Genomic DNA, 19,560 nt, shown 5'->3' with positions numbered 1-19,560 from the left:
TGCCGTCAGACCAGCCGCCAGCCGATCGTTTCGCCCCCGCGCAGCGGCACGACAGGTGTGTCGCCCGCGACTACCTCGGCCGGCAGCGTCCACGTCTCGCGCCGCAAGGTCACACGCTCGGCGCTGCGCGGCAGACCGTAGAAGTCCGCGCCGAAGAAGCTCGCGAAACCTTCCAGCTTGTCCAGGGCGCCCGCCTGATCGAAGGCTTCTGCGTAAAGTTCGAGTGCGTGCAGCGCCGTGTAGCAGCCGGCGCACCCGCACGCGTGTTCCTTGAGGCCCTTCGGGTGCGGCGCGCTATCGGTGCCGAGGAAAAAACGCGGGTCGCCCGACGTCGCGGCCTCCACGAGCGCGACGCGGTGCGTCTCGCGCTTGAGCACCGGCAAGCAGTAATAGTGCGGGCGAATGCCGCCCTGGAAAATCGCGTTGCGGTTATAGAGCAGGTGATGCGCCGTGATGGTCGCGCCGAGCAGCCCCGGCTTCGCGCTGTCTGCGCGGATGTAGTCGACGGCGTCCTTCGTCGTGATGTGTTCGAACACGACCTTGAGCGCCGGGAAATCGCGGCGCAGCGGCGTCATCACGCGGTCGATGAAGACCTTCTCGCGGTCGAACAGATCGATCTCGGCATGGGTCACTTCACCGTGAACCAGCAGCGGCATGCCCGTTTCCTGCATCGCTTCGAGCGTCTTTGCGCATTTGCGGATATCGGTCACGCCCGCGTCCGAGTTTGTCGTCGCACCTGCCGGATAAAGCTTCACGCCGTGCACGAAGCCGCTTTCGCGGGCGCGGCGGATCTCGTCGGGCGGCGTGTTGTCGGTGAGGTAGAGCGTCATCAGCGGCTCGAAGCGCACGCCGGCCGGAATCGCTGCCACGATCCGCTCGCGATACGCCTGCGCCAGCACGGTAGTGGTCACCGGCGGCTTGAGGTTCGGCATGATGATCGCGCGACCGAACTGGCGCGCCGTATGCGGCAGCACCGCGGCCAGCATGGCGCCGTCGCGCACGTGCAGGTGCCAGTCGTCGGGGCGGGCAAGGGTCAAGGTGTCGATGACGGGAGCGGAAGCGTTCATGGCAACAGGGAAGGGAAACGGACCACAGGGGACAGGACTGAAGAGCGGCCGGGCAAAATGCAAGGCCACACGCGGCATGAACCTCGAAACTCGTCCACGGCGCGCCGTGGACATCGCGCAACAGCGGGAAACTGGCACGCCTTTGGGCGCCAATTTTCCAATTTGACGCGCGTAGCTCGGTGCTATCCTTGGAAAATCGTTATTGTACCGGGCCGCACTGAAGGCCCGCGCCCCGCTTCCGCACCATGTGCCAACTTCTTGGAATGAACTGCGCCGCGCCGACGGACGTCACGTTCTCCTTCACCGGTTTTGCGGCGCGCGGCGGCGTCACCGATCACCACGCCGACGGCTGGGGCATCGCGTTCTTCGAGGACAAAGCCTGCCGGCTCTTCATCGACCACCAGTCTTCCGCCACTTCACCGCTCGCCGAGATGGTGAAGCGCTATCCGATCAAATCGAAAAACACCATTGCGCATATTCGCAAGGCGACGCAGGGGCACATCCTGCTCGAGAATTGCCATCCGTTTCTGCGCGAACTATGGGGCCGGCACTGGATCTTCGCCCACAACGGCGATCTGCAGGACTACCGCCCTGCTCTTTCCGGCGTCTACCAGCCGGTCGGTACGACAGACAGCGAACTGGCGTTCTGCGCCGTTCTCGAAGGCCTGCGCAAGGCGTTTCCCGGCGCCCAGCCGCCGCTCGACGAACTCTTCGAGGCCGTCGCCTCGCTCACGCGCGAGATCACCCAGTACGGCGTGTTCAATTTCCTGATGTCGAACGGCCAGGCGCTCTTCGCGCACTGCTCGACACACCTGCACTACCTGGTGCGCAGTTGGCCATTCTCGACGGCGCACCTCGTGGACGCCGACGTTTCGATCGACTTCGCCAAGTACACCACGCCGGAGGACCGCGTCGCCGTGATCGCCACGCAGCCGCTCACGGACAACGAAGTCTGGACGCGCTTCGCGCCCGGCGACCTGCTGATGTTCCAGAACGGGGAAGTGACTGCGCGCAAGAATGTGCCAGTGCCGGCTTCGGTGCTGGAGAAGCTGCGCCATCCCGAATGCGACAGGTCCGCGTCGGCCAGCACGGTCGCGCAGGCGGCGCAGGTGCAGGCAAAGCTGGAAGCTACTGCCGCTGTGGATTTCGAAGCAGACGACGACCGGGCGGCCGTCGAGTCCTGAAAACGGCGCACGCGGCTGCGTGAGCCGCATGCGCTGCGCTAACGCTCAGTGCAGGATCTTCGCGAGGAAGTCCTTCGCACGGTCCGACTTCGGATTGGCGAAGAAGTCTTCCTTGCGGTCGTCTTCCACGATGACGCCCTTGTCCATGAAGATCACGCGGTGCGCGACCTTCTTCGCGAAGCCCATTTCGTGGGTCACGCACATCATCGTCATGCCTTCCTGCGCGAGTTCCACCATCACGTCGAGCACTTCGTTGATCATCTCGGGGTCGAGCGCCGAGGTCGGCTCGTCGAACAGCATCGCGATGGGGTCCATCGAAAGCGCGCGTGCAATCGCCACACGCTGCTGCTGACCGCCCGAAAGCTGACCCGGGTATTTGTCGGCATGCGCCTTGAGACCCACGCGATCGAGCAGCTTCAGGCCTTTGGCCGACGCCTCATCCTTCGAACGTCCGAGCACCTTCACCTGCGCGAGCGTGAGGTTCTCGGTAATCGAGAGATGCGGGAACAGTTCGAAGTGCTGAAACACCATGCCCACCTTCGAGCGCAGCTTCGACAGATTGGTCTTCTTGTCACCCACCGACTGACCGTTCACGAGAATCTCGCCCTTCTGGAACGGCTCGAGGCCGTTCACGGTCTTGATGAGTGTCGATTTGCCCGAGCCCGACGGGCCGCATACCACGACAACCTCGCCCTTCTTCACTTCCGTCGTGCAGTCGGTGAGTACCTGAAAGTGGCCGTACCACTTGGAAACATTCTTGATGGAAATCATCTTGCGACCTTTCTCTGAAGACTCTTGACGAGGCCCGACGCCACCACGCAAACCACGAAGTAGCAAGCACCGGCGAACAGTACCATTTCGACCATCGTGCCGTCACGATCGCCAATATTCGTCGCTGTGCGAAAGAAATCGGCAAGGCTGATCACGTAGACGAGCGACGTATCCTGGAAGAGCACGATGGCCTGCGTGAGCAGCAGCGGCACCATCGCGCGAAACGCCTGCGGCAGCACCACGAGGCGCATTGCCTGCCCATAGGTCATGCCGAGCGCGAACGATGCGTTGACCTGCCCGCGCGGCACGGCCTGAATGCCGGCGCGAATGATCTCCGAGTAATACGCGGCTTCGAAGAGCGAAAACGCGACGAGCGCCGACGCAAAGCGGATGTCGATATCGGGCGACAGCCCCAGCAGGTTCTGCAGCACCTGCGGCACGATCAGGAAGAACCACAGCAGCACCATCACGAGCGGTATCGAGCGGAACACCGTGACGTAGCTCTTCGCAAACCATTCGAGCGGCTTCGCGCCGGACAGGCGCATGAGCGCGAGCAGCGTGCCCCAGATAATGCCGATCACGATCGCGATGATCGTGATCTTCAGCGTGACTACGGCGCCCGTGGCGAGCGTGGGCATTGCGCCGGGAATGCCGCTCCAGTCGAATTGATGACTCATCACTTGCCTCCGATGTAGCCTGGCAGCCGCGCTTTCTGCTCGACGAACCGCATCAGCGTCATCACCACGAGATTGATCACCACGTACGCCAGCGTGACGGCGATGAACGACTCATAGGTCTGCGCCGTGTAGTCCACGAGTTGCCGGGCCTGCGCCGAAAGATCGAGCAGACCGATGGTGGAAGCCACCGCCGAGTTCTTGAAGATGTTGAGGAACTCGGACGTGAGCGGCGGCACGATCACGCGATACGCCACGGGCAGCAACACGTAGCGATACGTCTGCCACTGCGTGAAGCCCATGGCGAGACCCGCGGCGCGCTGGCCGCGCGGCAGCGCGTTGATGCCCGAGCGCACCTGCTCGCACACACGTGCGGCGGTAAAGAGGCCCAGACAGATCACCGACGCCGAGAAGAATTGCGCACCCGGCGGCAACTGCTTGAACCAGTCGCCCAGCCCCTTGGGCACGAGTTCCGGTATGACGAAGTACCAGACGAAAAACTGCACGATGAGCGGAACGTTGCGGAAAATCGCAACGTAGACAGTACCGATGCCCGCAAGCCACTTGTTCGGCACCGTGCGCAGCACGCCGAACAACGACCCGACGACAAGCGCGATCACCCAGGCGACCAGCCCCACGGTGACCGTCACGCGCATGCCGGACAACAGCCAGCCGAGATAGGTCGTGGGCTCGCCGGTGGAAACCGGACTCAGCAGAATGCCCCAGTTCCAGTGATAAGACATGGCGAAGACTCTCCAACAAAAAGAACGGAAGAAGCACAGGCTTCTTCCGTTCTGTTCAACGTAGGCGTTCGAGACTGCTTAGTCGATTGCCTTGTCGTTCGGGCTCTTGAAGAGCGCCTTCATGTCGTCGCTCTCCGGGAAGTTCAGGTTGAGGCCCTTCGGCGGGATCGGCGATTCGAACCACTTCTTGTAGATCTTGTCCGCTTCGCCCGACGTCTCGACCTTCGCGATCGCGTCGTCCACCACCTTTTTGAACTCGGGGTCGTTCTTGCGCATCATGCAGCCGTACGCTTCGCGCGATTGCGGTGCGCCCACGATCACGTAGTCGCCCGGCGTCTTCGACTTCGCGCGTTCGCCCGCAAGCAGCGCGTCGTCCATCATGAAGGCGACGGCACGGCCCGTTTCCAGCGTCTGGAACGACTCGCCGTGGTCCTTCGCGCTGATGATGTTCATGCCCAGGTTCTTGTCCTGGTTCATCTTGCGCAGCAGGCGCTCCGACGTGGTGCCGGCCGTCGTCACGACGGTCTTGCCCTTCAGGTCGGCGAAGTCCTTGATGCCCGAGTCCTTCTTCGTCATGAGGCGCGTACCGATCACGAAGATCGTGTCCGAGAACGCGGCCTGCTGCTGGCGTTCCAGGTTGTTCGTGGTCGAGCCGCACTCGATATCCACCGTGCCGTTCTGCACGAGCGGAATGCGGTTCTGCGAGGTGACGGGGATGAACTTGACCTTCAGGTTAGGCATGTTCAGCTTCTGCTTGACCGCGTCCACGACCTTCATCTGGAACTCGTACGAGTAGCCGATGACGTTCTGCTTGTCGTCGTAATACGAGAACGGAATGGACGATTCGCGATGACCCAGCGCGATCACGCCCGTGTCCTTGATCTTCTTCAACGTACCACTTTCCTGCGCGTTCGCGGCGCAGGCAACGAAACCGAGGGTGGCGAGAAGCAGCGCAGCTTTTTTAACCTTCATTCTGATCTCCTTGGCTAGAACGGGCGCAGTTTATCAAAGTAATTTAACTGAAAGTTATTGTTGTAAACCATGTCAGACAGGCGTCTTCTGGTGCACAAAAGCGGACGGCATCGTCGCGACGCCGTCCGCTTCCGGTAAGACTTGCTGCAGGCTATATCAGGGGTACAGGCCGCGCAGTTCGCGCGCCATCAGAATGCGCTTGCACGCCACGATGAACGCGGCCGTACGCATCGAAACGTTGTGCTCGCTCGCCACCTGCCAGACCGCCGCGAATGCCTCGCGCATCACGCGCTCCAGACGCTGGTTGATTTCCTCTTCGGTCCAGAAGAAGCTCGAGAAGTCCTGCACCCACTCGAAGTACGACACGGTCACACCGCCCGCGTTGGCCACCACATCGGGAATCACGAGCACGCCCTTGTCGTGGAGGATGTCGTCGGCCGCGGTCGTGGTCGGGCCGTTCGCCCCTTCCACAATGATCTTCGTGCGGATCTTGCCGGCGTTCTTCTCCGTGATCTGGTTTTCCAGTGCCGCCGGGATCAGGATGTCCGTCTCCACCGTCCAGAACTCGTCGTTGGAAAGCGGGTCGGCGCCGGTGAAGCCGGCCACGCCACCCGTCTTCGCCACGTGTTCCAGCAGCGCGGCAGCGTCCATGCCGGTCGATTTGTACAGCGAGCCGGTGTGGTCCTGCACGGCCACGATCTTCGAACCCGCTTCCTGGAAGAGGCGCGCTGCAATGCCGCCCACATTCCCGAAGCCCTGCACCGCCACGCGAGCGCCTTCGATCGCGAGGCCCGTGCGGCGCGCCGCTTCGCAGCCCACCACGAACACGCCGCGACCCGTTGCCTCACGGCGGCCAAGCGAGCCGCCCAGCGCGATCGGCTTGCCGGTCACGACGCCGGTCGCCGTCTGGCCCTGGTTCATCGAGTACGTGTCCATCATCCACGCCATCACCTGTTCGTTGGTGTTGACGTCCGGCGCCGGAATGTCGGTGTTCGGGCCGATGATGATGCCGATCTCACTCGTGTAGCGGCGCGTCACGCGCTCCAGTTCGCCGCGTGAAAGCTTGCGCGGATCGACGCGGATGCCGCCCTTCGCGCCGCCGTACGGCACGTTCACGGCCGCGTTCTTCACCGACATCCACGCGGAAAGCGCCATCACTTCCGAGAGCGTCACGTCCTGGTGGTAACGCACGCCGCCCTTACCGGGACCGCGCGAGACGTTGTGCTGCACGCGATAGCCCTCGAAGTGCGCAACCGTGCCGTTGTCCAGCTCGATGGGCACATCGACGATCAGAATGCGCTTCGGACGCTTCAGCGTTTCGAGCCAGCGCGAGAGCGAGCCGAGGTAGGGCGCGACGCGGTCCACCTGGCGCAGATAGTTGCCCCAGGGGCCGAGGTTGTCGGCGTTGAGATACGAGGGAATGGAAAGATCGGGTGCTGCGGACTGCGGTTGGGAAGACATGAACGCTCCAGCGGTCAACGAATGGTCGCCATTGTCGAAAATCGATCTGCTGAAATCCAATGCCGTTTGGTCATTGCGTTATGTTTTTCTTGCATAACGTCGGCAAAAGCGAAAAAACCTGCCGCGGACGCGGCGCTCAGTTGCGTGCGCCCGCCTGCTGGGCCAAGGCCAGTTCTGCCGACACGACGTCCCACAGCTTCCTCATCAGCACATGACGCGGATCGTCGCCCTGCGCGGCAAGCTTGTCGCGATAGAGCCGGATCTCCATGGTCAGCGTGAACCGGTCCTGCGCCACGCCGCGCGTCGCGCGGTCGAGGCGTATCAGCTTGCCCTCGGCCACCGCGTCCTCCACCGCGCTATGCGGGAGAAACGCGATGCCGTGGCCCGCCAGCGCCATCGCCTTCAAGCCCTCGGCCATATCGGTCTCGTAGATGCGGTCCAGATAGAGCCGGGTGGGCGCGTTGGCGATGATCACTTCCGTCATGCGTCCGAGATACGCGTTCGGTGTGTACGACAGGTAAGGTGCCGGCGCATCCGGCGTGCCCGGCAGCGTGTGACGTGCGCGGCCGGCGCGTCCTGGCGCCGAGAACGGACTGATCGGCTCGGTGCCGAGCGTGAGCATGTCGTAGCGCGCGGGGTCCAGTGCGACAGGATGACTCGGATGGTGGTAGCCCATCACCAGATCGCAGCCGCCTTCCACCAGCGAAAGCAGCGCGTCGTGCACGTTCAGCGCGCGCAGGCGCGCATGCACGGGGCCCAACTGCGCCTCGATGCGCTGCAGCCAGCGCGGAAAGTACGTGAGCGACAGCGTGTGCGGCACCGCGAATTCGATGGTGGCCGCAGGTGTCGCCATGTGGCCGCGCAGCAGCGTGCGCGCCTCGTGGAATTGCGAGAGCATCGCGAGCGCCTGCTCGTAGAACACCTGGCCGGCGGGCGTCAGGCGCGTCGGATAAACCGAACGGTCGATCAGTTCCGTGCCGAGCCACGCTTCCAGCGCCTGGATGCGCCGCGAGAAGGCGGGCTGGGTGACGTGCCGCAACTCGGCGGACCGGCTGAAACTACGGGTTTCGGCGAGCGAAACGAAATCTTCGAGCCACTTGAGTTCCATGGCGGGCGGCGTGGGAGGACAGGACCGCCGCGGGGGCGCGGCGGGAAAGCCTGCATTCTAGCGGGCGCGCCGCCACCGGCCTCGGCTCAGGACCTTTGCTTTGCGGCAACGCGCCGACGAAGCGTCTCCGTCGGCTCATCGGCGGCTCTCCGGGCCGACCGCCCACGGTCGGGGCAGCCGCGCGTCGGTGGTAAAATTCGCGGTTCTCCCCGTTTCCGATCTCACCCGCCTCCGGCTCGTCCCATCATGTCCGACACCCGCCCCGACACCCTCTACGCGCTCACCGCGCTCTCCCCGCTCGACGGCCGCTATGCCGCCAAAACGGAAGCCCTGCGCGACTGGCTCTCCGAAGCCGCCTTCATGCGCCACCGCGTGACAGTCGAGATCCATTGGCTCATCGCGCTCTCGCACGCCGGCTTCGCCGAGGTGCCGCGTTTCTCCGAGGCGTCGGAACAGTTCCTGTTGCAGCTCGCCGAGCGCTTCACCGCACACGACGCCGCCCGCATCAAGGAAATCGAGCGTGTGACGAATCACGACGTGAAGGCCGTCGAGTACTGGCTCAAGGAGTCGGTTAAGGGTCAGCCGGAACTGGAGCGCGCAAGCGAGTTCATCCACTTCGCCTGCACCTCGGAAGACATCAACAACACGTCGCACGGCATGATGCTGGCCGGCGCGCGCGAGCATGTGATGGTACCGGCGCTACGCAAGGTGCATGAGCGCCTTGTCGCGATCGCGCATGCGCAGGCCGCTCAGCCGATGCTCTCGCGCACGCACGGCCAGCCCGCCAGCCCCACCACGCTCGGTAAAGAAATCGCCAACGTCGCGGCGCGGCTCGCACGCGCCATCGCGCGCATCGAGAAGGTGGAGCTGCTCGGCAAGATGAACGGCGCCGTGGGCAACTTCAACGCGCACCTCTCGGCGTACCCCGACTTCGACTGGGAGTCGTTCTCGCGCAAGGTCGTGGAAGATCGGCTCAAGCTCACGTTCAACCCGTACACCATCCAGATCGAGCCGCACGACTACATGGCCGAACTGTTCGACGCGGTCGCGCGCGCGAACACGATCCTGCTCGACCTCGATCGCGACGTGTGGGGCTACATCTCAGTCGGCTACTTCAAGCAGAAGACGAAGGCCGGCGAGATCGGTTCGTCCACGATGCCGCACAAGGTCAACCCGATCGACTTCGAAAACTCCGAAGGCAACCTGGGCCTCGCGAACGCCACGCTGCGCCATCTCGCAGACAAGCTGCCCGTCTCGCGCTGGCAGCGCGATCTCACGGACTCGACCGTGCTGCGCAACATCGGCGTAGCGTTCGGCTACTCGCTGCTCGCCTATGACGCCTTGATTCGCGGTCTCGACAAGCTCGAAGTCAATCCGCAACGCCTCAACGACGACCTCGACAACTGCTGGGAAGTACTCGCCGAGCCGGTGCAGACGGTGATGCGCCGCTACGGCATCGAGAACCCGTACGAGCAACTGAAGGAACTCACGCGCGGCAAGGGCATTACGCGCGAGGCGTTGCAGACGTTCATCGGTGGTCTGAACATTCCGGCCGATGCGAAAGCGCGCCTGCTCGCCATGACGCCGGGCTCGTACACGGGCAAGGCCGAGGAACTGGCGAAGCGGATTGCGTAACGTGTGAGCGGCGGTGTGAGCGGCTGCCTGAGCAGTTGCCTGAGAGCGACGACTGCCTGAGCGCCCGCTCAAAAGCAAAAAGGCGTTCCTTGAAGGAACGCCTTTTTTACGCCTGCCCGCCGCAAACGCGGCAGATCAGCCCGCCGATCACGACGCGCCGCGCGCCTTCAACTGCGCAAGCACGCTCTCGACGATCTGCTCCGGCGCAAGGTCGATGCTCACCTCCACGGCCTCGTCCTCGCCCGGCTCTTCGAGCGTGTCCAGCTGGCTTTGCAGCAGCGACGGGTCGAAGAAGTGGCCCGTGCGCGTCTTCAGGCGCTCGCGCAGCGTCTCCATCGAACCCTTGAGGTAGACGAACCACACGTCCCTGTCGCCATTGCGCAGAATGTCGCGGTACGCGCGCTTGAGCGACGAACACGTGAACACCGCCGTCTCGCCCGCGCGCTGCTTTTCCTCGATCGCCGCGCGAATGGTGCGCAGCCACGGCCAGCGATCGTCGTCGGTGAGGGGAATGCCGCGGTGCATCTTCTCCTTGTTGGCCGCGCTGTGGAACGCGTCGCCGTCGGTGAAGCTGCAGTGAAGGCGCTCCGCCAGCATTTCGCCGATGCGCGACTTGCCGGCGCCCGACACGCCCATTGCTATCAAGATCATCTACTGCTCCTTACAGCACTGCCGCCAGTGCGAACGTAAAACCGAGACCCAGCAACGAAATGATCGTCTCGCAAAGCGACCACGTCTTGAACGTCTGACCGACGGTCATGCCGAAGTACTCCTTGATGAGCCAGAAGCCGCCGTCGTTCACGTGGGAAAAGATGAGCGAGCCCGAACCGGTGGCGAGCACCATGAGTTCCGGCCGCACCTGAACGCCGCTCGCCGACGCGATCGGCGCGACGATGCCACACGCGGTCGTCATCGCGACGGTTGCCGACCCCGTTGCAAGGCGGATCAACGCGGCAACGAACCAGCCGAGCAGCAGCGGCGAAAGCTGCGCGTTCTGCGCGAGCGAAATGATTTCCTTCGAGATGCCGCTGTCCATCAGCACGCGACCAAAGCCGCCGCCCGCGCCCACGATCAACGTGATGCCCGCGATGGGCGCAAGGCAGTCGCCGCAAAACTTCTGGATCTTCTCTTTCGTGAAGCCGCGTTGCGTGCCGAAGGTCCAGAAGCTCACCAGTACCGCAATCAGAAGCGCAACGTCCGAGGTGCCGACGAAGTGGAGCAGACCGTTCGGAATGGTCTTCGGCGCGAACACGAGGTCGGCCCAGCTGCCCACGAGCATCAGGATCACAGGCAAGAGGATGGTGAAAAGCGTGATGCCGAAGCCGGGCAGCTCGCGCTGCGGGCGAACCGCGCCGCCCGTGCTGCCCGTTGAAGCGGCGCCATCACCACCCTCGATGAACTGCGCCGCGAGCGGATTCGGCGCGGTCAGCTTGATGTGGCGATGAATCAGCAGCGCAAACAAGGGACCAGCGACAATGGCCGTCGGCACGCCGACGATCAGCCCGTAGGCGATGGTGCGGCCGATGTCGGCGTGATACGCCTGCACCGCGAGCAGCGCGGCCGGGTGCGGCGGAATGAGCCCGTGCACGACGGAAAGGCCCGCCACCATCGGCAGACCGATCAGCAGCAACGACTTGCCGGTGCGCTGCGCGACGTTGAACGCGATCGGGATCAGCAGCACGAAGCCCACTTCGAAGAACACCGGCAGGCCCACGATGATCGCCACGAACATCATCGCCCAGTGGATGTTCTTCTCGCCGAACCAGCCGATGAGCGTGGTGGCGATGCGCTCCGCGCCGCCCGACTCCGCCATCATCTTGCCGAGCATGGTGCCGAGGCCCACCACGATTGCGATGTGGCCCAGCGTGTTGCCGTTGCCGGTCTCGAACGACTTGACGATCTGATCCATCGGCATGCCGACGGCGAGGCCGAGCAGCAGCGAGACGATGATGAGAACGAGGAACGGATAAACCTTGAAGCGCGTAATCAGCAGGATCAGCGCGGCAATGGCAACCAGCGCGAAAACCAGCAGCATGCTGCCGTGGACGGCTCCCATGAAGCTCCTCCTTTGGTGTTATGGAAACGGATGCGAGTCGCTGCCGGCGCACGGGACGGCGGCTCTGCGCAAGGCTGCGCTTACGGCTCGTCTGCGAGGCCGCTGAATTTTACTGTCAGATTTGAGCGCTTGCGCGCGAGCAGAGCGTGCTGCACGAAGGGTCCGATCGGCCGGACTGCGCACGTTCGCAAGGCACGTCCGTACGGCAGCTTTTGTGCGTTCCGGCAGCGCGCTCGACATCACATCCGCCCGGCGCCTGTGCTCACGCCAGCGCGTCGGATCGTGATGGCCGCAGCCCGGCATTCCGATCGAGCGGAACGCCGGACCATCCAGCACCCTTACCGGGCAGGCGGCGCGAGTTCGGCTGCCGCGCGGGCAAGCCGCGTGACTTCGTCCCAGTTCTGCGCGGCGAGCGCGCTCTTCGGCGTGAGCCACGAACCACCCACGCAGACCACGTTGGGCAGCGCAAGAAAGGTGGGCGCCGATTCGGCCGTGATGCCGCCCGTGGGGCAGAACTTGAGCGTCGGGAACGGACCGTGGAACGCCTGCAGCATCGGCACGCCGCCGGCCGGCTGCGCCGGGAAGAACTTCACGATCTCGTAGCCGAGTTCGAGCGCGACGATGATGTCGGTGGGCGTCATCACGCCCGGCAGCAGCGGCAAGCCGGCGTCCTGCGCGGCCTGGTGCATGTCCTTCGTGAGGCCCGGCGACACGCCGAAGCGAGCCCCGGCTTTCTTCGCCAGCGCGCACTGCTCCGGTTTCGTGATCGTGCCCACGCCCACCACGATGTCTTCCGCCAGTTGGCTTGCGCGCTCGATCGCCTTGAGGCCGGCTTCGGTGCGCAAGGTGATTTCGAGCACCTTCACGCCGCCCGCGTGCAGCGCGCGCGACACGTTTTCGCCCTGCTCCACCGATTCGAATGCGAGTACCGGAATCACGGGACCGAGCCGTACGATCTCGGCCACTGTCTTTGCAGTCATGTTCAAGCTCCTTGTTTGTGCAGTTCGTGGTGGGCGCGGGATGCCGCGGCGTCTGCCTGCTCGCGCGTTGTTTCACCTACGAGCGGGCCGAACACCGATGCGCCCAGTTCCGCCGGCGCCGCCGCCGCGCGGAAGACACCGAACAGCTCGCGGCCGAAGCCCACTTCGTTTTCCGCCTGATGGTGCGGCGCGGCCACCGGTCGCGCGGCCCATTCGGCCTCGTCCACTTCGACGTCGAGCACACCGGCTTCGGCGTCGATCACGATCGTGTCGCCGTCGCGCACCTTGCCAAGCGGCCCTTGCAGCAGCGCTTCGGGCGACACGTGAATCACTGCGGGCACCTTGCCCGACGCGCCGGACATGCGGCCGTCCGTCACCAGCGCCACGTGAAAGCCCTGATCCTGCAGCACGCCGAGCAGCGGCGTCAGCCGATGCAGTTCCGGCATGCCGTTGGCGCGTGCGCCCTGGAAGCGCACTACCGCCACGAAGTCGCGCTTGAGCTCGCCGCGATCGAACGCTTCCTGCACCGCTTCCTGCGAGTCGAACACAACGGCCGGCGCCTTCACGACACGATGCTGGGCCGCTACCGCCGAAATTTTGATGACACCGCGTCCGAGCTTGCCCTGCATGAGCCGCAGGCCGCCGTCCGGCTGGAACGGCTCCTTGATGCCGCGCAGCACCGCGGTATCCTGGCTTTCCGCCACGCCGGGCACCCATGTGAGTTTGCCGTCGATCAGCTTCGGCTCTTGCGTGTAGTGAGCAAGTCCCTCTCCCGCCACGGTCTTCACGTCCTCGTGCAGCAGACCGCCTTCCAGCAGGTTGCGCACGAGGAACGCGATGCCGCCTGCCGCGTGGAAATGGTTCACGTCGGCCTTGCCGTTCGGGTAGACCTTCGCGAGCAGCGGCACGGCCTGAGAGAGTTCGTCGAAATCGTTCCAGTCGATCAGGATGCCCGCCGCTCGCGCAATCGCGACGAGGTGCAGCGTGTGGTTCGTGGAACCGCCCGTGGCCAGCAGCGCCACGATGCCGTTGACGATGGCTTTCTCGTCGATCACGTGACCGATCGGCGTGTAGTGGCCGCGCTCCGCGGTGAGATCCAGAACGCGGCGCGCGGCGGCGGCGGTCAATTCGTCGCGCAACGGCGTATGCGGATGAATGAACGCGGAACCGGGCAGATGCATGCCCATCACTTCCATGAGCATCTGGTTGCTGTTCGCGGTGCCGTAGAAGGTACACGTGCCATGCCCGTGATAGGCCGCGGCCTCGGATTCGAGCAGCGCGTCGCGGCCCACCTGGCCCGTGGCGTAGAGCTGGCGGATCTTCGCCTTTTCGTCGTTGGAGAGGCCGCTCGTCATCGGCCCGGCGGGCACGAAAATGGTGGGCAGGTGGCCGAACTGGAGCGCGCCGATCATGAGGCCCGGCACGATCTTGTCGCAGATGCCGAGGCACAGCGCCGCGTCGAACATGTTGTGCGTGAGCGCGACCGCCGTGCTCATGGCGATCACTTCGCGCGAGAAAAGCGACAGCTCCATGCCCGCGTTGCCTTGCGTGACACCGTCGCACATCGCCGGCACGCCGCCCGCGAACTGCGCCACGCCGCCGTTCTCGCGTGCGGCGCTCTTGATGACTTCGGGGTAGTCGCGATACGGCGCGTGCGCCGAGAGCATCTCGTTGTAGGCCGAAACGATGCCGATGTTGGGCGTGCGCAGGGCCTTGATCTCGAACTTGTCGTTGCCTTCCATGCCGGCGAATCCGTGAGCCAGGTTCGCGCATGAGAGCGCGCCGCGGGCCGGAAAGCGTCCTTGCGCCGCCTCGATCCGCGCGAGATACGACTCGCGCGTGGGCTTGCTGCGCTCGATCACGCGGCGCGTGACCTTCATCAACTGGGCATGCGGGGAAGCCATCGAATCTCCTTCGTCTCTGACATGGACGTGGCGCTGACGCTGCGCGGCCACCGGCGCGGAGGGCCGCGCCCGAAGATGTTAGTAGAAAAACTACAAGCCATCAATGCACTTTTTCAGGCGCGCGACTGCTTGCCCACTCACCGCAGCCCCAATACCCGAGAGCCCTCACGGCAAATTGGCTGCAACCCAGGGAATACACCTACGCCGATCATGTAGTTTTTGTACAATCATTCAATCCGCTATAGTCCCCGGATCTTTCAGCATAGTGCGAGTTTTTCGATGATGCTTTCCCAAGTGGAAGCCATGCGCGACCAGTTGCGACCCTCCGAGCGCAAGCTGGCCGACTACGTGCTGGAATCGCCGCGCGAAGTGCTCGATCTCTCGATGACCGAGGTCGCCGACCGCGCCGGCGTGAGCCAGCCCACCATCGCGCGCTTTTGCCGGGCGCTCGGTTTTTCGGGGTTTCGGGAATTCAAGATCCGGCTCGCGCAGGGCGTCGCAGCCGGCGTGCCCGCCGTCTATCGGGACGTGCGGCCTGACGAGCCGGTGCCGGGCGTCGCGGCCAAGGTGCTCGACCGCACCATCGGCGCGCTGATCCAGGTGCGCAACACGCTTTCGTCGGATGCGGTGGCCGCCGCCATCGCGCTGCTCGCCGCCGCGCGGCGCATCGAGTTCTACGGGGCGGGCGGCTCGGGCATCGCCGCGCAGGACATGCAGCACAAGTTCTTCCGGCTCGGCATGCCGAGCGTCGCCTATTCGGACCCGCACACGTTCCTGATGTCGGCCGCGCTGCTCAGCGACGGCGACGTGGTGGTGGCCATCTCGAACACGGGACGCACGCGCGACATCGTAGACGCCGCGAAAGCCGCGCTCGCGGGCGGCGCGAAGGTGATCGCGATCACGCACGGCAATTCGCCGCTCGCACGCATCGCGACCGTCGGCCTGCACGCCAACGTCGACGAAGACACGGACATCTTTTCGCCGATGACTTCGCGCACCTCGCACCTCGCGATCGGCGACATTCTCGCCGTAGGCGTGGCGCTGCAGCGCGGACCGGCGCTCGCGGAAAAGCTGAGGAAGGCGAAAGATCTGATCGTGGGTCGACGCATCGACCCACTGGAGCCGTAGGCGCTGGGGCCCCGGCTCCGGCCTGGGAACTAGAACGGCTTGATGACGACGAGCGCGACGGCGGCGAGCATGCCGAGCACCGGCAGCTCGTTGAACATGCGATACCACTTGTGCGAGCGGCGGTTCTCGCCGCGCTCGAAGGTGGCCAGCAGCCGCCCGCACCAGACGTGATACGCGACGAGCAGCACCACCACGCCCATCTTCGCGTGAATCCAGCCCTGGCCGCGGCCAATTCCCACCACGAGCCACAACCACAGGCCGCACAGCAGCGCCGGAACGGCGATCATCGTCATGAAGCGATACAGCTTGCGCGCCATGATGAGCAGCCGCTTCACGGCAGCGGGCTCGGTCTCCATCGCCAGATTGACGAAGATGCGCGGCAAATAGAACAGGCCGGCAAACCAGGAAGCAATCAGAACGATGTGAAACGTCTTCACCCAGAGCATTGGTGGTCCTTTGAATTTCTTAAAGGCGTGTCATCAAGATGCGTGCGGCACGCAGGAAACGTCGCTTACTGCCGCCCTTCCCCGTGCCCGAACACCACGTACTTCAGCGACGTGAGCCCTTCCAGCCCAACCGGGCCGCGCGCATGCAGCTTGTCGTTCGAGATGCCGATCTCGGCACCCAGGCCGAACTCGAAGCCGTCGGCAAAGCGCGTCGAGGCGTTGAGCATCACGCTCGCCGAATCGACTTCGCGCAAAAAGCGCATGGCGCGGTCGTGGTCTTCGGTGACGATGGCGTCCGTGTGCGCCGAGCCGTAGGTGTTGATGTGCTCGATGGCGGCATCGAGGCCGTCCACCACCTTGATGGCGAGCACGGGCGCGAGGTACTCGGTGCTCCAGTCAGCCTCGGTGGCGTCGACCAGCGGGCCCACACCCGATGCGGCCAGCACCGCGCGGGCCGCCGGATCGACGCGCAGTTCCACCTGCTTGTCGCGATAGAGCTTGCCGAGCGGCGGCAGAATCTCGGCTGCGATGCCGCGCGCGACGAGCAGCGTTTCCATCGTGTTGCAGGTGCCGTAGCGATGCGTCTTTGCGTTGTCGCAGACGGTGAGCGCCTTCGCGATGTCGGCCCGGTCGTCGACGTAGACGTGGCAGATGCCGTCCAGGTGCTTGATCATCGGCACGCGGGCTTCGGCCATCAGGCGTTCGATCAGGCTCTTGCCGCCGCGCGGCACGATCACGTCCACGTATTCGGTCATCGTGATCAGCTTGCCCACCGCGGCCCGGTCGGCCGTTTCCACCACCTGCACGGCGTCCTGCGGCAGGCCCGCGGCGCGCAGACCTTCGGCAATCAGTTTCGCGAGCGCGGTGTTGCATTCGAGCGCTTCGGAGCCGCCGCGCAGAATCGTCGCGTTACCCGACTTCAGGCAGAGCGCGGCGGCATCGATGGTCACGTTCGGCCGCGACTCGTAGACGATGCCGATCACGCCCAGCGGCACGCGCATCTGCCCCACCTGAATGCCGCTCGGACGGTACTTGAGATTCGAGATTTCACCGATCGGGTCCGCGAGCGCGGCCACCTGACGCAGCCCCTCCACCATCGTGGCAAGCGCCTTGTCGGACAGCGTGAGCCGGTCGATAAATGCGGCGTCGTGCCCTTTCTCGCGCGCCTTCGCGAGGTCGCGCGCGTTGGCCGCCTTGAGCGCCGCGGCGTCGCGCTCGATAGCGCGTGCCACCGCTTCGAGCGCGGCGTTCTTCGCGGCCGTCGACGCTCGCGCCATTGCGCGCGAAGCCTGGCGGGCGCGGCGACCGAGGTCGGTCATGTACTGGTCGATGTCCATGGTGATCTGTCGTGATGCTGCGCGTTCGCGAGATCCGTTCCGGCGGCGCGTTGCGCGTGATGTCGTATCTGCTTGCACGGAGTCTCAGGATTGTAAGTCCTGCCGACCCCGTTTGCTCGCGGCCAAGGTTTGCCGTGAAGCTTGAAAGGGCCGCTGCGGTGGGCGCTCGTGTCTTGCCTTGTCTCTCGCGCCCTGTCGTGCAGTCTGTCGTGCGCCGCGCCGTTTCGCCTTTGTGCGCGGCGTCGGCATTCAGACTGGCCGGCCGCGGATTGGCCTCGATGGCGCTGGCGCGGCTGGCGCCGCCGGTCCTGCCGGCCGCCCTCCGGACGCGCGCCCTGCCGGCGCAGCCGGCCTGCCCGACGCTGCGTTCGTCTGCGCGGGCGACGGCGCCGCAACCGTCATGGCGAGTTCGAAGAGCCCGTCCCACGCATCGGGCGGCAGCAGGTCGCGACGCTCGCCTCGCGCGTTCGCGGCAAGCCCCTTCACCTGGCGATCGAGCCGCGCCGCAATGGCAAGCGCACGCTCCAGCGTAGGCTCCGTGATGCGCGACAGCGCCGGTCCGACGAGCCGCTCGCGCGGCCCCCAGACGCGGTTCTCACGCAGCAGCATGGCGAGCGGCTTGCCGGCCGCCACGCCGCGCTTGACGCGCAGCAGCGTGCGCAATTCCTCTACCACGGCCCACAGTACGAGCACGGCCGCCTCGCCTTCGCCGCGCAGACCGTCCAGCATGCGCGCCAGCCGGCCGACGTCGCCCGCGAGCATCGCCTCGTTGAGCTTGAAGACGTCGTAGCGCGCCACGTTCAGCACGGCGTCGTGAATCTGCTCGAAGGAGAGCACGCCGGCCGGATACAGCAGCCCGAGCTTCTGGATTTCCTGATGCGCGGCGAGCAGGTTGCCCTCCACGCGTTCGGCGATGAATTGCAGCGCGCGCCGGCCCTCTTCGCCCGGCGCCACGCGCTGCCCCTGCTGCGAGAGCCGCTGGCCCACCCAGTTCGGCAGCTGCGCGCGCTCCACGGGATCGATCTTCAGCGCCACGCCTGCGTCGGCCAGCGCCGTGAACCACGCCGACTTCTGCGTGGCCGCGTCGAGCCGCGGCAGCGTGACGAGCGTCAGCACGTCGGGGCTTGCGCCCGCGGCCAGCGTCTTCAGCGCTTCAGCACCTTCCTTGCCTGGCTTGCCGGACGGAATGCGCAGCTCCACGAGCTGGCGGTCGCCGAACAGCGACATCGACTGGCTCGCGCCCAGCAGCGTGCTCCAGTCGAAACCACGCTCGACGGTGAAGACGTTGCGGTCGGTGAAGCCGGCCGCGCGCGCCGCAGCGCGGATGCGGTCGCACGCTTCCTGCGCGAGCAGATGCTCGTCGCCATAGACGACGTAAAGGCCGGCGAGGCCTTTACCAAGGTGTGCTTCGAGTGCGTCGAGTCGCAGTTGCATGGCGCGGGTGCGTTGCGCTGATGAGTCAGGTCACAGCGGCGGCGGCGGCAGCGGCGCGCGCGGCGCGACGCTCGGCACTTCCTGGCCGGGCGCCGGGTGCAGCGTGTGCACGACGCCGAGCCGGCGCGTGAGCTGGTCGACCGCGTCGTTCTGCATGTCGGCGTACAGGATGTCCGCTTCCTGGCCCTTCGCGAGCGAGTACTGCGTGCTATAGGTCATGGCGCGGTTCAGCGCGATGACGCTCGGGTTGATCAGCATCGTGCCGTCCGCGCCGACGAGCGTGTAGTTCAACGAGTAGTTGAGCTGATACTCCTCGACTACGCCGAGCGTGCTCAGCGTCAGCGTGCTCATGCCGCGCGCCTCCGATACGCGCAGCACGGCATCGGCGTTCGCGGGCGAATTGACGACGACGGTGTCGCTGCCGCCTTCCACCATGCGCGTGAGGCGTGCCGCCACGGGCGCCGGCGCGCCGACGATCGCGAGGCGCTTGAACGCGTAGTTCTGCTGGCCGCGCAGCTGGAAACCGCAGGCGGACAACATCAGCGCGCCACATGCCAGCGTCAGAAACGATCTACGAATCACTTGGGCTCCCGAGGTTCACGACGGTTTGAAGCGGCGGTCTGTTCGACTGTCCGGACAAACCCTCTGGACCGAAAACGA

At 65.1% G+C, this 19,560-nt stretch carries 18 protein-coding genes; 3 read left to right on the top strand and 15 right to left on the bottom strand.

The genetic code is table 11. From position 1 onward, the window contains the following. Nucleotides 1-5: 5 nt before the first annotated feature. Nucleotides 6-1,067 (bottom strand): dihydroorotase, encoded by a 1,062-nt coding sequence (pyrC, locus tag PKKP23_RS19295; RefSeq protein ID WP_126878062.1) that lies wholly within the window; start codon nucleotides 1,065-1,067, stop codon nucleotides 6-8. Nucleotides 1,068-1,312: 245 nt separating this feature from the next. Between pyrC and PKKP23_RS19290 the strand changes: the two genes are divergently transcribed. Beyond that, nucleotides 1,313-2,251 (top strand): class II glutamine amidotransferase, encoded by a 939-nt coding sequence (locus tag PKKP23_RS19290; RefSeq protein WP_081601905.1) that lies wholly within the window; start codon nucleotides 1,313-1,315, stop codon nucleotides 2,249-2,251. A 45-nt stretch (nucleotides 2,252-2,296) separates the two neighbouring features. Here PKKP23_RS19290 and PKKP23_RS19285 read toward each other — a convergent pair whose 3' ends face one another. From PKKP23_RS19285 to PKKP23_RS19260, 6 genes are all read right to left on the bottom strand, one after another. Continuing rightward, nucleotides 2,297-3,022: an amino acid ABC transporter ATP-binding protein gene (locus tag PKKP23_RS19285; protein ID WP_126878061.1), complete on the bottom strand. Its 726-nt coding sequence runs from the start codon at nucleotides 3,020-3,022 to the stop codon at nucleotides 2,297-2,299. Further along, the gene (gltK, locus tag PKKP23_RS19280) at nucleotides 3,019-3,699 is read right to left on the bottom strand and encodes a glutamate/aspartate ABC transporter permease GltK (RefSeq protein ID WP_017777027.1); all 681 of its coding nucleotides are present in this window, start codon (nucleotides 3,697-3,699) and stop codon (nucleotides 3,019-3,021) included. Before gltK ends, PKKP23_RS19285 begins: the two co-directional genes overlap by 4 nt. Further along, complete coding sequence (locus tag PKKP23_RS19275; protein WP_017777028.1) at nucleotides 3,699-4,439, bottom strand: amino acid ABC transporter permease; 741 nt, start codon at nucleotides 4,437-4,439, stop codon at nucleotides 3,699-3,701. Before PKKP23_RS19275 ends, gltK begins: the two co-directional genes overlap by 1 nt. Nucleotides 4,440-4,517: 78 nt before the next feature. Continuing rightward, a complete protein-coding gene (locus PKKP23_RS19270; RefSeq protein ID WP_017777029.1) occupies nucleotides 4,518-5,411 on the bottom strand; it encodes a glutamate/aspartate ABC transporter substrate-binding protein in 894 nt (297 codons plus the stop codon). Between the two features lie 156 nt (nucleotides 5,412-5,567). Beyond that, nucleotides 5,568-6,872, bottom strand: coding sequence for a Glu/Leu/Phe/Val family dehydrogenase (locus tag PKKP23_RS19265; protein ID WP_026121897.1), 1,305 nt, complete (start codon nucleotides 6,870-6,872; stop codon nucleotides 5,568-5,570). A 136-nt stretch (nucleotides 6,873-7,008) separates the two neighbouring features. After that, on the bottom strand, nucleotides 7,009-7,980 hold the full coding sequence (locus PKKP23_RS19260; protein WP_126878060.1) for a LysR family transcriptional regulator: 972 nt from the start codon (nucleotides 7,978-7,980) through the stop codon (nucleotides 7,009-7,011). Nucleotides 7,981-8,226: 246 nt separating this feature from the next. On the opposite strand from PKKP23_RS19260, the gene purB reads away from it, so the two are divergent. Beyond that, a complete protein-coding gene (gene purB / locus PKKP23_RS19255; RefSeq protein ID WP_017777032.1) occupies nucleotides 8,227-9,615 on the top strand; it encodes an adenylosuccinate lyase in 1,389 nt (462 codons plus the stop codon). Nucleotides 9,616-9,762: 147 nt separating this feature from the next. Here purB and PKKP23_RS19250 read toward each other — a convergent pair whose 3' ends face one another. The 4 genes from PKKP23_RS19250 to edd all read right to left on the bottom strand — a co-directional run bounded on the left by PKKP23_RS19250 (nucleotide 9,763) and on the right by edd (nucleotide 14,555). After that, complete coding sequence (locus tag PKKP23_RS19250; RefSeq protein ID WP_126878059.1) at nucleotides 9,763-10,266, bottom strand: gluconokinase; 504 nt, start codon at nucleotides 10,264-10,266, stop codon at nucleotides 9,763-9,765. Nucleotides 10,267-10,276: 10 nt separating this feature from the next. Then, nucleotides 10,277-11,671, bottom strand: coding sequence for a GntP family permease (locus PKKP23_RS19245; protein ID WP_126878058.1), 1,395 nt, complete (start codon nucleotides 11,669-11,671; stop codon nucleotides 10,277-10,279). A gap of 338 nt (nucleotides 11,672-12,009) precedes the next feature. After that, nucleotides 12,010-12,651 (bottom strand): bifunctional 4-hydroxy-2-oxoglutarate aldolase/2-dehydro-3-deoxy-phosphogluconate aldolase, encoded by a 642-nt coding sequence (gene eda / locus PKKP23_RS19240; RefSeq protein ID WP_126878057.1) that lies wholly within the window; start codon nucleotides 12,649-12,651, stop codon nucleotides 12,010-12,012. Between the two features lie 2 nt (nucleotides 12,652-12,653). After that, nucleotides 12,654-14,555: a phosphogluconate dehydratase gene (edd, locus tag PKKP23_RS19235; RefSeq protein WP_126878056.1), complete on the bottom strand. Its 1,902-nt coding sequence runs from the start codon at nucleotides 14,553-14,555 to the stop codon at nucleotides 12,654-12,656. A 279-nt stretch (nucleotides 14,556-14,834) separates the two neighbouring features. Here edd and PKKP23_RS19230 point away from each other — a divergent pair, with 279 nt between their 5' ends. Further along, on the top strand, nucleotides 14,835-15,683 hold the full coding sequence (locus PKKP23_RS19230; RefSeq protein ID WP_017777037.1) for a MurR/RpiR family transcriptional regulator: 849 nt from the start codon (nucleotides 14,835-14,837) through the stop codon (nucleotides 15,681-15,683). A gap of 29 nt (nucleotides 15,684-15,712) precedes the next feature. Here the strand turns inward: PKKP23_RS19230 and PKKP23_RS19225 are convergent, their stop codons facing one another. The 4 genes from PKKP23_RS19225 to PKKP23_RS19210 form a co-directional block, all read right to left on the bottom strand. Further along, nucleotides 15,713-16,129 (bottom strand): CopD family protein, encoded by a 417-nt coding sequence (locus PKKP23_RS19225; protein WP_017777038.1) that lies wholly within the window; start codon nucleotides 16,127-16,129, stop codon nucleotides 15,713-15,715. 65 nt (nucleotides 16,130-16,194) lie between these two features. Further along, nucleotides 16,195-17,466, bottom strand: coding sequence for a glutamate-5-semialdehyde dehydrogenase (locus PKKP23_RS19220; protein WP_126878055.1), 1,272 nt, complete (start codon nucleotides 17,464-17,466; stop codon nucleotides 16,195-16,197). Between the two features lie 249 nt (nucleotides 17,467-17,715). Beyond that, nucleotides 17,716-18,900, bottom strand: coding sequence for a DNA polymerase III subunit delta (gene holA, locus PKKP23_RS19215; protein ID WP_126878054.1), 1,185 nt, complete (start codon nucleotides 18,898-18,900; stop codon nucleotides 17,716-17,718). Nucleotides 18,901-18,930: 30 nt separating this feature from the next. Beyond that, the gene (locus PKKP23_RS19210) at nucleotides 18,931-19,482 is read right to left on the bottom strand and encodes an LPS-assembly lipoprotein LptE (RefSeq protein ID WP_042302491.1); all 552 of its coding nucleotides are present in this window, start codon (nucleotides 19,480-19,482) and stop codon (nucleotides 18,931-18,933) included. Between the last annotated feature and the right edge of the window lie 78 nt (nucleotides 19,483-19,560).

It is taken from the genome of Paraburkholderia kururiensis JCM 10599 = LMG 19447 (genome assembly GCF_003986935.1).
Classification (GTDB): domain Bacteria; phylum Pseudomonadota; class Gammaproteobacteria; order Burkholderiales; family Burkholderiaceae; genus Paraburkholderia; species Paraburkholderia kururiensis.
The sequence above is the reverse complement of the archived record's forward strand: the minus strand, read 5'-3'. Positions and strand labels throughout refer to the sequence as shown.

Bases quoted from the DNA above. Each gene is read 5' to 3' on its own strand.
- pyrC (WP_126878062.1), bottom strand. From the start codon at position 1,067: ATGAACGCTTCCGCTCCCGTCATCGACACCTTGACCCTTGCCCGCCCC.
- PKKP23_RS19290 (WP_081601905.1), top strand. From the start codon at position 1,313: ATGTGCCAACTTCTTGGAATGAACTGCGCCGCGCCGACGGACGTCACG.
- PKKP23_RS19285 (WP_126878061.1), bottom strand. From the start codon at position 3,022: ATGATTTCCATCAAGAATGTTTCCAAGTGGTACGGCCACTTTCAGGTA.
- gltK (WP_017777027.1), bottom strand. From the start codon at position 3,699: ATGAGTCATCAATTCGACTGGAGCGGCATTCCCGGCGCAATGCCCACG.
- PKKP23_RS19275 (WP_017777028.1), bottom strand. From the start codon at position 4,439: ATGTCTTATCACTGGAACTGGGGCATTCTGCTGAGTCCGGTTTCCACC.
- PKKP23_RS19270 (WP_017777029.1), bottom strand. From the start codon at position 5,411: ATGAAGGTTAAAAAAGCTGCGCTGCTTCTCGCCACCCTCGGTTTCGTT.
- PKKP23_RS19265 (WP_026121897.1), bottom strand. From the start codon at position 6,872: ATGTCTTCCCAACCGCAGTCCGCAGCACCCGATCTTTCCATTCCCTCG.
- PKKP23_RS19260 (WP_126878060.1), bottom strand. From the start codon at position 7,980: ATGGAACTCAAGTGGCTCGAAGATTTCGTTTCGCTCGCCGAAACCCGT.
- purB (WP_017777032.1), top strand. From the start codon at position 8,227: ATGTCCGACACCCGCCCCGACACCCTCTACGCGCTCACCGCGCTCTCC.
- PKKP23_RS19250 (WP_126878059.1), bottom strand. From the start codon at position 10,266: ATGATCTTGATAGCAATGGGCGTGTCGGGCGCCGGCAAGTCGCGCATC.
- PKKP23_RS19245 (WP_126878058.1), bottom strand. From the start codon at position 11,671: ATGGGAGCCGTCCACGGCAGCATGCTGCTGGTTTTCGCGCTGGTTGCC.
- eda (WP_126878057.1), bottom strand. From the start codon at position 12,651: ATGACTGCAAAGACAGTGGCCGAGATCGTACGGCTCGGTCCCGTGATT.
- edd (WP_126878056.1), bottom strand. From the start codon at position 14,555: ATGGCTTCCCCGCATGCCCAGTTGATGAAGGTCACGCGCCGCGTGATC.
- PKKP23_RS19230 (WP_017777037.1), top strand. From the start codon at position 14,835: ATGATGCTTTCCCAAGTGGAAGCCATGCGCGACCAGTTGCGACCCTCC.
- PKKP23_RS19225 (WP_017777038.1), bottom strand. From the start codon at position 16,129: ATGCTCTGGGTGAAGACGTTTCACATCGTTCTGATTGCTTCCTGGTTT.
- PKKP23_RS19220 (WP_126878055.1), bottom strand. From the start codon at position 17,466: ATGGACATCGACCAGTACATGACCGACCTCGGTCGCCGCGCCCGCCAG.
- holA (WP_126878054.1), bottom strand. From the start codon at position 18,900: ATGCAACTGCGACTCGACGCACTCGAAGCACACCTTGGTAAAGGCCTC.